Here is a 9,371-nt window from a genome sequence, read left to right as displayed (position 1 = left end):
CCCCGCTCCGCTTCCCCCCTGGGGGGCGCCCCCGGGGGGGGGGGGGGCCCCCGCCCCGTGGGGGCCCCCCCCCCGCCGCTCTCCGTTTCCCCCGCGTCCCGAACGGGCTACAGGGATCCGGCGGACTCCGACTCGCCCAGGACGTCCTCGAGCGACGCCGCGGGCGGCAGCACGGCCGCCAGCCCGGTCAGGCGCAGGATGCGCAGGGTCAGCGGATGGGTGCACACCAAATGCAGTGTGCCGCCCTCCGCGAGCACGCGGCTCCGGGCCCGGTACAGCAGGCGCAGCCCGGAGCAGTCGAAGAACTCCACCGGACGCAGGTCGATGACGATGCGCGGGGCGCGCCGGATCGTCGCGGAGTCCAGGAACGGGATGATCTCCACTGCGGCGAGGATGTCGATCTCGCCGTGGAACTCCAGCACCGTGTGACCGCGGTCCCGGTGGATGCGCAGATGCCGGGTGAGCGGTGCAGGTTCCTGCCCCACGTCGACATCGCCTCCCCCCCCGCCAACTCCTCGCGCCAGCCTGCAACTTACCCTCGGCAGAGTGAATTTGAGCATGTTCGATTGACATATGTCTTCGAATTCAGGGCGAGTCGCCGGTGAAGGTCGCGGCGGGGATCCTCGTTCGGCCGCGGCAGACCTACGACAACGCGTGCCAGGCCTTCGACAGCGCCTGACGGAACTGGTCGGCCTGGTGCGACGTGAGGTCGCGGACCATCCGCTCCTCCAGCTCCCGCACCGGACCGGCGACCCTCGCCAGCAGCTCGCGCCTCAGACTGCGGACCAACAGGAATCCTGTTCTTGTTGAACTTTTGGCTATCGCAACGCTGGGGAGTGGGCCATGACCACCACGTTCGACACCGATGCCGGGCAGCTGTACATCGGCGGCCAGTGGCGCGAGGCCGTGGACGGCGCCCGCATGGATGTCATCGACCCGTCCACCGGCCAGGTGATCACGACCGTCGCCGAGGCGGCCGCCTGCGACGTCGACGCCGGCGTACGCGCGGCCCGGGAGGCCTTCGACTCCGGGTCGTGGCCCCGGATGAGCGGCCGTGAGCGCGGACGCGTGCTGCACCGCGTCGCGGAGCTGATCCGCGCCAACGCCGAAGAGATCGCCGCCCTGGAGAGCCTGGACGTGGGCAAGCCGATCTCGCTGTGCGGCGCGGTGGACGTCACGAACGCGGCCAACGACTACGAGTACTTCGCCTCCCTCGCACAGAGCCAGGACGGCGCGACCCGCGACACCCCCCTGGGCGCCTTCGCCTACACCCGGCGCGAGCCGCTCGGCGTGGTCGCGGCCATCACGCCCTTCAACTTCCCGCTGATCCTCTCCGGTTCCAAGCTGGCCCCCGCCCTCGCGGCCGGCAACACCGTGGTGCACAAGCCTGCCGAGGAGACCCCGCTCAGCGCCCTGTACATGGCACGCCTGCTGTCGGAGGCCGGTTGTGCCCGACGGCGTGGTCAACGTCGTCACCGGCACGGGCCCGGTGGCGGGCGAGGCGCTGCTGCGCAACCCCGGCGTCGACAAGGTCGCCTTCACAGGTTCCACCGCGGTCGGCCGGCACGTGGCGAGCGTGGCGGGCGAAGGGCTCAAGACCGTGATGATGGAGCTGGGCGGCAACGCCGCGCACGGCGTCTTCGAGGACGCCGACCTCGAGAAGGCGGTCGGCGCGATCATCAAGGGCTTCGTCTTCAACACCGGCCAGTTCTGCATGGCCGGACCCCGGCTCCTGGTCGCCCGGCCGGTGCACGACACCGTGGTCGGCATCCTCGCGGAGGCGGTCGCCGGGGTGCCCGTCGGCGACCCGCGCGATCCGGGCACCGTCGTCGGGCCGATGGCGGGGGAGAAGCACCTGAAGAAGGTCGAGGAGTACGTCGAACTGGCCCGCAAGGAGAGCGCCAGGGTCGTCGTCGGCGGTGAACGGCTCGACCTGGGCGGCGGCTACTACTACAAGCCGACCGTGATCACCGGCCTGTCCAACGACTCCCGGGTCGTACAGGAGGAGATCTTCGGCCCCGTCCTCACCGTGCAGCCCTTCGACTCCGAGGACGACGCGGTGGCACTGGCCAACTCCACGCCGTACGGCCTGGCTTCGGGTGTGCAGACCACCAACCTGGCCCGCGCCCACCGTGTCGCCGGGCGGCTGCAGGCCGGCATCGTCTGGATCAACGACTGGGCCATGCTCGACCCCGCGCTCCGCTTCGGCGGCGTCAAGGACTCCGGCTTCGGCCGCGAGTACGGGCCCGAGGCCCTCGCCGCCTACACCAAGGTCAAGTCCGTCCTCGTCTCGCTCGACTGAGCGCCCGCGCAAAGGAGTTCACCGCATGACCACCACCGCACGCGCCGCCGTGGTCGAGTCCGGGGGAGCGCCCTTCACGCTCTCCGAGGTGGAACTCGACGACCCGGGCCAGGGCGAGGCCCTGGCCCGCATGGTCGCCACCGGCCTGTGCCACACCGACCTCGGCGTGGCGAGCGGCGGACTGCCGTTCTCGCTGCCCGGCGTCCTCGGCCACGAGGGGGCCGGTGTCGTCGAGGCCGTCGGACCGGATGTGACGGGCGTCGAGCCAGGTGACCACGTCGTGCTGTCCTTCACCTCCTGCGGCGGCTGCCGCAACTGCCGCGACGGGCACCCGGCGTACTGCGCCACCTGGCTGCCGCTGAACCTGATCGGCGGTCGCCGCGCCGACGGCACCAGCACCATCAGCCGCGACGGCACCCCCTCGGAGGTGACACCCGCACGCTCCAGGGCCCGGCTGTTGACCCAGGCGCGTGGCGCACCACGTACGCCCGGCTGCCCGCCGAGACGCACCCGAACATCGCGGCGACGGCCCGCCATCTCGTCGCCGACATGCGTCACGGCTCCTATCCGGTCGCGCTCGGCCTGTTGCTGTCCGCGGCGGCGGCGCGGCCGGCGGAGGTCAAGGGCCCACCGGCGCCGGGCGGTGAGCGGGTCGTGACGGACTGAAAACGGGGGCGGCGGATACCCGGGGCACCGTATGCGGGCGGGCACGGCGCCCGCCCGCGCCCGAAGGAGGAAGCATGCCCACGGTACTGGCGGGCGTCGTGGTCCTGGACTGCGCCGAGCCCGAGAAACTCGCCGCGTTCTACAAGGACCTGCTCGGCGCCGAGGAGACCGACGCCACCGCGAACCGGGTGGAGATCCGCGGCGCCGACGGGTTCCGGATGGCGTTCCGCCGCGATGTCAACGCCACCCCGCCCAGCTGGCCCCGCCCCGAGAACTCCCTCCAGGTCCACCTCGACTTCCTGGCGCAGGACCTCGACGAGGCCGAGCGCAGGGTGGTCTCCCTGGGTGGGCGCCCGCTGGAGGCCAAGGAGGCGCCGAGCCCGTTCGAGGAACGCGGCTACGCCGACCCCGCCGGCCACTCCTTCACCCTGCGGCGCACGAGGGCCACGGCACCGAAGCAGGGGTGAGGCTACGAACTCCCGCGATCCCGCGAGGCGGGGCACGGCCTCACCGGGGTGCGACGCACAGGATCGGCGTCGGGGCCGGGGGGTGGGAGCGCTGCCCGGGGCGGCGATGGGGGGTGGGAGCGCTGCCCGGGGCGGCGATGGGGGGCGGAAGCGCTGCTCGGGGCCGCGATGGGGGGCGGAAGCGCTGCTCGGGGCCGCGATCGGGGGCGGGAGCGCCGCTCGGCCCCGGCGTCCGGGAACCGGGCGTGTGACACTCGGTCCCGGCGCCGGAGTGAGGTGTGCCCCCGCCCGTGCGTGGAAGCTCAGTCCCGGCCGCCCTTGTCCCCGCCCGGCCACAGGCCCGTCGACCGTTCGATCGCCTTCGCCCCCGTCCGGTCCGCCAGGCTGCGCGCGACCGCGAACAGGGCGCCCTGAAGCGCCGCGGCGAGCAGCACCTCGCCCCAGCCGCGGTCCCGGTCCAGCGCGTCTGGCGCGTCGTCCTCGTGGCGTATCGCCTTCCAGGTCGCCCGGAAGGCGTACCCCGCGAGGGCCCCGCTCGCCCAGCCGAGGGCGAACCCGACAGGCCGGTAGACGAGCGGAAGCTTCGGTTTCTTCTTGTCGTGGGCCACGTTTCCCTCCTTGTGTGTCCGTGCCCTGTGCGTACGTGCCCAGGTGCCTCAGGGCCGCCCCTCGGCCGGAACCTTCTCGGCCGCGGGCACCGGCCCCGGCGGTGTCCCGTCACCGAACGGACGCCCGCCGAGGTCCTCCCGGCCGTGCGGCGTGAGCCAACCGGCCAGGTCCGGTCCGAGCGGCACGATCCCGGTGGGATTGATGCCCGTGTGCACCTGGTAGTAGTGCCGCTTGATGTGGTCGAAGTCGACGGTGTCGCCGAAACCGGGCGTCTGGAAAAGATCGCGGGCGTACGCCCACAGCACCGGGTCCTCCGCCAGCTTCCAGCGGTTGCACTTGAAGTGACCGTGGTAGACGGCGTCGAAACGGACCAGCGTCGTGAACAGCCGGATGTCGGCCTCGGTGATCGTGTCACCGACCAGGTAGCGCTGTCCGGCCAGGCGCTCCGACAGCCACTCCAGCCGGCGGAACACGTCCGTGCACGCTTCCTCGTACTCCTTCTGCTGGTGGGCGAAACCGGCCCGGTACACGCCGTTGTTGACGTCCTTGTACACGAGGCGCATCACGTCGTCGATCTCGTCACGCAACCGCTCCGGGTAGAGGTCGGGGGCGCCGCCGCGGTGCAGGGACGTCCACTCGGTGGCCAGGTCCAGAGTGATCTGCTGGTAGTCGTTCGTGATCAGTCGGCCGGTCGGCACGTCCACGACCGCGGGCACGCTGACCCCGCCGGGGTACCCGGTCTCACGGGCGTCGTAGGCCTCGCTGAGGTAGCGGATGCCGAGGACGGGATCGCGGCCGTCGGGGTCGAGGGTGAACCGCCAGCTGCGGTCGTCCTGGAGGGGATCGGTGATGGCCAGCGACAGGGCGTCCTCAAGCCCGAGCAGCCGCCGCGAGATCACGGCCCGGCTCGCCCACGGGCAGGCCCGGCTGGCCACCAGCCGGTAGCGGCCGGCCTCCACCGGCCAGGCGTCGCGCCCATCAGCGGTGATGCGGTCGGCGAAGTGGCCCCTGGACCGCTTGAACTGCTTCTTCCCGTAGGCGCTGTTGCTGTACTCGCTGTTGCCGTCGGTCATACGGCCCCTCCTCGCACCGGCGTCCGTCGCACGCCGTTCGGGTTCCCCGATTTGGGTGCCGACACCGTGTGAGAGCCGCGGATGGGGGCAATCGGGGCGAGGTGAGCGGGACATCCTCGGATACGGAACGGGACAGTACGGCAGTCGCACGGGCGCCCTCGGACGACGGGGCGCCGCGACCCGAGCCGGAGCGGCGCGACGGGTCCTCGGACGGCAGCACGCGTGTCACGGTGCTCGTGGCGCTCGGCGCCAATCTGCTGATCGCCGTGGCCAAGGGCGTCGGGGGACTCCTCGCCGGCTCGCCGGCGCTGCTGTCGGAGGCGGCGCACTCCGTCGCGGACAGCCTGAACGAGATCTTCCTGCTGGCCGCAATGCGTCGCAGCCGCCGCCCGGCCGACCGGCTCCACCCCTTCGGTTACGGCAAGGAACGGTTCTTCTGGTCGCTCCTCGCGGCCGTCGGCATCTTCGTCATGGGCGGCTGCTTCTCCTTCTTCCAGGGGTTCGAGGCGCTGAAGAGCGGCGCGGAGGAGTCGCACAGCGGTTATGTCGCCGGGCTCGTGGTGCTCGGGGTGGCGCTGGTGTCGGAGGGCGTCTCCCTGGTGCGGGCCCTGCACCAGGTGCGCCGGCAGCACGGCACGTCCCTGCGGGCGCTGCGGGACCCGGCGCTGCGGACGGTCCTCGCCGAGGACAGCACGGCGGTGCTGGGCGTGGTCCTCGCGATCGTCGGCATGGCGCTGCACATGGTCACCGGGCAGGTCGTGTGGGAGGCGTCCGCGTCGCTGGCGATCGGCGCGCTGCTCGTGTACGTCGCCTTCCGGCTCGGCCGTGACGCCCGCGACCAGCTGATCGGCCAGGCCGCCGATCCCGACCTCAGCCGCCGGATCCGGGAGCTGCTGCAGGCACAGTCCGAGATCGACAGCGTGGAGGCGCTGCAGACCATGCAGCTGGGCCTGGAGTCCATCCTGGTCGCCGCCCGGATCGACCTCGTCCCCGGCCTGGACAGCGAGGAGGTCGAGGACGTCGCGGTGCGCATCAAGCGCTCGCTCACCCGGGAGGTCCCCCAGGCCGACCAGATCTTCCTCGACATCACGGACGCCCCGACCCGCGCGGCGTCCCGGAACCCGGACACGCACACGAAGAGCCCCGCCGCGACGGGGGAACACGGCGGGGCCTGAGGGACGGTTGCCCCGCGCAGAGCGCGTCATGCAGGGGAGTTCCGACGGGCCGCGCGCGTGCACCGTACGACCGCTGCCCCCGCGCCCGGCGCCCGGTTGAGGCGACGCACCCCAGGGATCATTCTGAGAACATGGAGGAAGCCGCCGCTGCGGCGATCGTCGATGCCCGGGGCACGCTGACGGGATGGAGCGAGGGTGCCCGGCGGCTGACGGGATACACGGCCGAGGAGGTCGTGGGACGCGCCGCGCAGGAGCTGCTCGCCGAGGACCTACCGCAGCCGGGGCTGACCGCCCTGACCGGCACCGCCGTCCTGCGCCACCGCGACGGCCACCCCGTCCCGCTGTGCCTGAGCGTGCACCCCGTGACGGGGGCGGACGGCTCCCCGCAAGGATTCGTGGTCACCACCGCGCCCGCCACGGCGCACGCGGTGCTGGTGGCCAGGGCTTTCCAGCAGGCACCGGTCGCGATGTCCGTCTTCGACCTGGGGCAGCGCTACATCCGCGCCAACGACAGGGCCGGCGAGATGCTGCAGGTCGGCGCGGACACGTTGACCGGGCGGCACTTGCCGGACACGGTGGCCGACGAGGAGTCCGGCCGGCGCCTCCACAGCCAGCTGCGCCGGGTCGCCGAGACCGGGCTCCCCGTGCACTACGAGAGCTACACCCGCGCCCCGTCGGAGCGCCGGGAGCACGCCTGGACCATCGACATGTGGCCGGTGTGCGGCGCACCCGGCGAGACGACCGCCGTCGCCATGTCCGCCGTCGACAACAGCGAGCAGTACTGGGCGCGTCGGCGCCTGGTCCTGCTCATCGAGGCCTCCACCGTCATCGGCACCACGCTGGACGTGCCGCGCACCGCCGGGGAGCTGCTGGAGGTGGTCGTGCCCGGGTTCGCCGACTTCGCCAGTGTGGATCTGCTCGACTGGGTTCTCGGCGCGGAGGAACCGCCCGTCGAGGCGGAGGGAGACGTCGTCCTGCGCCGCATAGCCCACCGGTCGGTCACCGAGGGCACGCCCGAGGCGGCCGTCCTGCTGGGAGACGTCGACACCTACTCTCCCTTCTCGCCGCCCGCCCGGGCCCTGCGCGAGGGCCGCGCCGTGCTGCGGGGGGCCGGCGAACCCGACTTCGACCGCTGGGTGCAGGAGCGCAACGCCCGAGGGGTGGGCGACTCCGTGTACCGCAGGGGCGCCCACTCCCTGGTGGCGGTGCCGCTGCGGGCCCGCGGCACCACCCTGGGCGTCGCGGTGCTCGTGCGCACCGTCAACCCCGCCCCCTACGCCGCGGACGACGCCGTGCTCGCCGAGGAGCTGGCGAGCCGGGCGGCCGTCTGCGTCGACAACGCCCGCCGCTTCGCCCGCGAACGCGCGACCGCGCTCGCCCTCCAGCACAGCCTGCTGCCACGCGGCCTGCCAGGTCAGGCCGCGGTGGAGGTGGCCCACCGCTATCTGCCGTCCGGATCGCTGGCCGGAATCGGCGGTGACTGGTTCGACGTGATCCCGCTGTCCGGTAGCAGGGTCGCCCTCGTCGTCGGTGACGTCGTCGGGCACGGCATCCGCTCCTCGGCCACCATGGGCCGGCTGCGCACGGCCGTGCGGACCCTGGCCGACGTGGACCTGCCGCCCGACGAACTCCTCACCCACCTGGACGACCTGGTCATCCACCTGGCCACGGGCGAGGGCGGTGACGAGGTGGGCGAACTCGGTGCGACCTGCCTGTACGCGGTCTACGACCCCGTCACCCGCCGCCTGGCCCTGGCCACCGCGGGACATCCCGCGCCGGCCGTCCTCGCCCCCGACGGCACCGCCCGGCTCGTCACGATGTCAGCGGGTCCGCCGCTCGGCGTCGGCGGCCTCCCCTTCGAGGCGAGGGAGCTGGACCTGCCGGAGGGTTCGCTGATCGCCCTGTACACGGACGGGCTGATCGGCGAAGGCCGCGAGCGCGACCTGGACCACGGCACCACCGAGCTGTGCCGCGCCCTGGAGACCCCGAGCGGCTCCCTCGACGCGCTGTGCGACACGGTCCTGAAGTCGGTGCTGTCCGAGGAGCCCGGCGACGACGTGGCCCTGCTGCTGGCCCGCACCCGGGCGCTGGGCGCCGACCGGGTGGCCACCTGGGACGTTCCGCCGGACCCCGCGTCCGTGGCCACGGCCCGGCAGTACGCCGTCGACCGGCTCGCCGACTGGGGGCTGGACGAGGCCGGGTTCGTCACGGAACTCGTCGTCAGCGAACTGGTGACCAACGCGATCCGCTACGGCGGGCCCCCCATCCAACTGAGACTGATCAGGGACCGCTCACTGATCTGCGAGGTCTCCGACGGCAGTTCGACCTCACCGCATCTGCGTCGCGCGTACGCCTACGACGAGGGAGGCCGCGGTCTGCTTCTGGTCGCCCAGCTCACCCAGCGCTGGGGCAGCCGGCAGACCAGCGAGGGAAAGACGATATGGGCCGAACAGCCGCTGCCGGACTGACCGGCGGCCCGCACCGCGCTCGAGCCGCTCGAGCCGCTCGAGCCGCAGGAGCCGCTCGAGCCGCACGAGCGGGCGGCCCGTGCGGCTCGACGCGAGGGGGGTCACTTCCCGGTCGGCTCCAGCACGAAGACGGGGATCTCCCGGTCGGTCTTCTTCTGGTAGTCGGCGTACGGCGGATACGCGGCGACCGCCCGCTCCCACCACACCGCCTTCTCCTCGCCCGTCACCTCACGGGCCGTCATCTCCTGCCGCTGCGGCCCGTCCTGAAGCTCCACCGTGGGATGCTGCTTCAGGTTGTAGTACCAGACGGGGTGCTTGGGCGCGCCGCCCAGCGAGGCCACGACGGCGTACCGTCCTTCGTGTTCGACACGCATCACGGGAGTCTTGCGGATCTTGCCGGACTTGGCGCCGAGGGTGCTGAGGATGACCACCGGAAGCCCCGTGTCGAGCAGCGTCGTGCCCTTGGTGCCGCCCGAACTCTCGTACAGCTCGACCTGATCGCGCACCCACTGCTCCGGGCTGGGCTCGTACTCGCCCTCAAGAGGCATGGCATCCGTCCCATCGTCGTGTACGACTGCTGTCTCGTCCGTGGTGCCGCAGACCCACGCTCC

8 protein-coding genes and 2 pseudogenes are annotated in these 9,371 nt (G+C 72.5%); 5 read left to right on the top strand and 5 right to left on the bottom strand.

The genetic code is table 11. The annotated features are described in order from the left end of the window. Positions 1-107: 107 nt before the first annotated feature. Positions 108-485, bottom strand: coding sequence for an anti-sigma factor antagonist (locus AB0N14_RS31420; protein ID WP_366029077.1), 378 nt, complete (start codon positions 483-485; stop codon positions 108-110). 157 nt (positions 486-642) lie between these two features. Further along, positions 643-771, bottom strand: a pseudogene (locus AB0N14_RS31415) (MarR family transcriptional regulator); the annotation flags it as partial. A 72-nt stretch (positions 772-843) separates the two neighbouring features. Here AB0N14_RS31415 and AB0N14_RS31410 point away from each other — a divergent pair. From AB0N14_RS31410 to AB0N14_RS31400, 3 genes and pseudogenes are all read left to right on the top strand, one after another. Then, positions 844-2,302, top strand: a pseudogene (locus tag AB0N14_RS31410) (aldehyde dehydrogenase family protein). A 25-nt stretch (positions 2,303-2,327) separates the two neighbouring features. Beyond that, the gene (locus AB0N14_RS31405; RefSeq protein WP_366029076.1) at positions 2,328-2,960 is read left to right on the top strand and encodes an alcohol dehydrogenase catalytic domain-containing protein; all 633 of its coding nucleotides are present in this window, start codon (positions 2,328-2,330) and stop codon (positions 2,958-2,960) included. 82 nt (positions 2,961-3,042) lie between these two features. Continuing rightward, positions 3,043-3,435 carry a VOC family protein gene (locus tag AB0N14_RS31400; protein ID WP_366029075.1) on the top strand — a complete coding sequence of 131 codons (393 nt, stop codon included), beginning with the start codon at positions 3,043-3,045 and terminating at the stop codon, positions 3,433-3,435. A 302-nt stretch (positions 3,436-3,737) separates the two neighbouring features. Here AB0N14_RS31400 and AB0N14_RS31395 read toward each other — a convergent pair whose 3' ends face one another. Further along, positions 3,738-4,043 (bottom strand): DUF4235 domain-containing protein, encoded by a 306-nt coding sequence (locus AB0N14_RS31395; RefSeq protein ID WP_366029074.1) that lies wholly within the window; start codon positions 4,041-4,043, stop codon positions 3,738-3,740. 48 nt (positions 4,044-4,091) lie between these two features. Beyond that, on the bottom strand, positions 4,092-5,117 hold the full coding sequence (locus tag AB0N14_RS31390) for a glutathione S-transferase C-terminal domain-containing protein (RefSeq protein ID WP_366029073.1): 1,026 nt from the start codon (positions 5,115-5,117) through the stop codon (positions 4,092-4,094). 230 nt (positions 5,118-5,347) lie between these two features. Here AB0N14_RS31390 and AB0N14_RS31385 point away from each other — a divergent pair, with 230 nt between their 5' ends. Together AB0N14_RS31385 and AB0N14_RS31380 are read left to right on the top strand one after the other, a co-directional pair. Beyond that, positions 5,348-6,292 carry a cation diffusion facilitator family transporter gene (locus AB0N14_RS31385; RefSeq protein ID WP_366029072.1) on the top strand — a complete coding sequence of 315 codons (945 nt, stop codon included), beginning with the start codon at positions 5,348-5,350 and terminating at the stop codon, positions 6,290-6,292. 131 nt (positions 6,293-6,423) lie between these two features. Then, on the top strand, positions 6,424-8,760 hold the full coding sequence (locus AB0N14_RS31380; RefSeq protein ID WP_366029071.1) for a SpoIIE family protein phosphatase: 2,337 nt from the start codon (positions 6,424-6,426) through the stop codon (positions 8,758-8,760). A 101-nt stretch (positions 8,761-8,861) separates the two neighbouring features. Here AB0N14_RS31380 and AB0N14_RS31375 read toward each other — a convergent pair whose 3' ends face one another. After that, complete coding sequence (locus tag AB0N14_RS31375) at positions 8,862-9,308, bottom strand: nitroreductase family deazaflavin-dependent oxidoreductase (protein WP_366029070.1); 447 nt, start codon at positions 9,306-9,308, stop codon at positions 8,862-8,864. Positions 9,309-9,371 lie beyond the last annotated feature (63 nt).

This window comes from Streptomyces sp. NPDC051104 (assembly GCF_040682835.1).
Taxonomy (GTDB): Bacteria; Actinomycetota; Actinomycetes; order Streptomycetales; family Streptomycetaceae; genus Streptomyces; species Streptomyces cynarae.
This window is presented reverse-complemented; position numbering and strand designations above follow the sequence as displayed.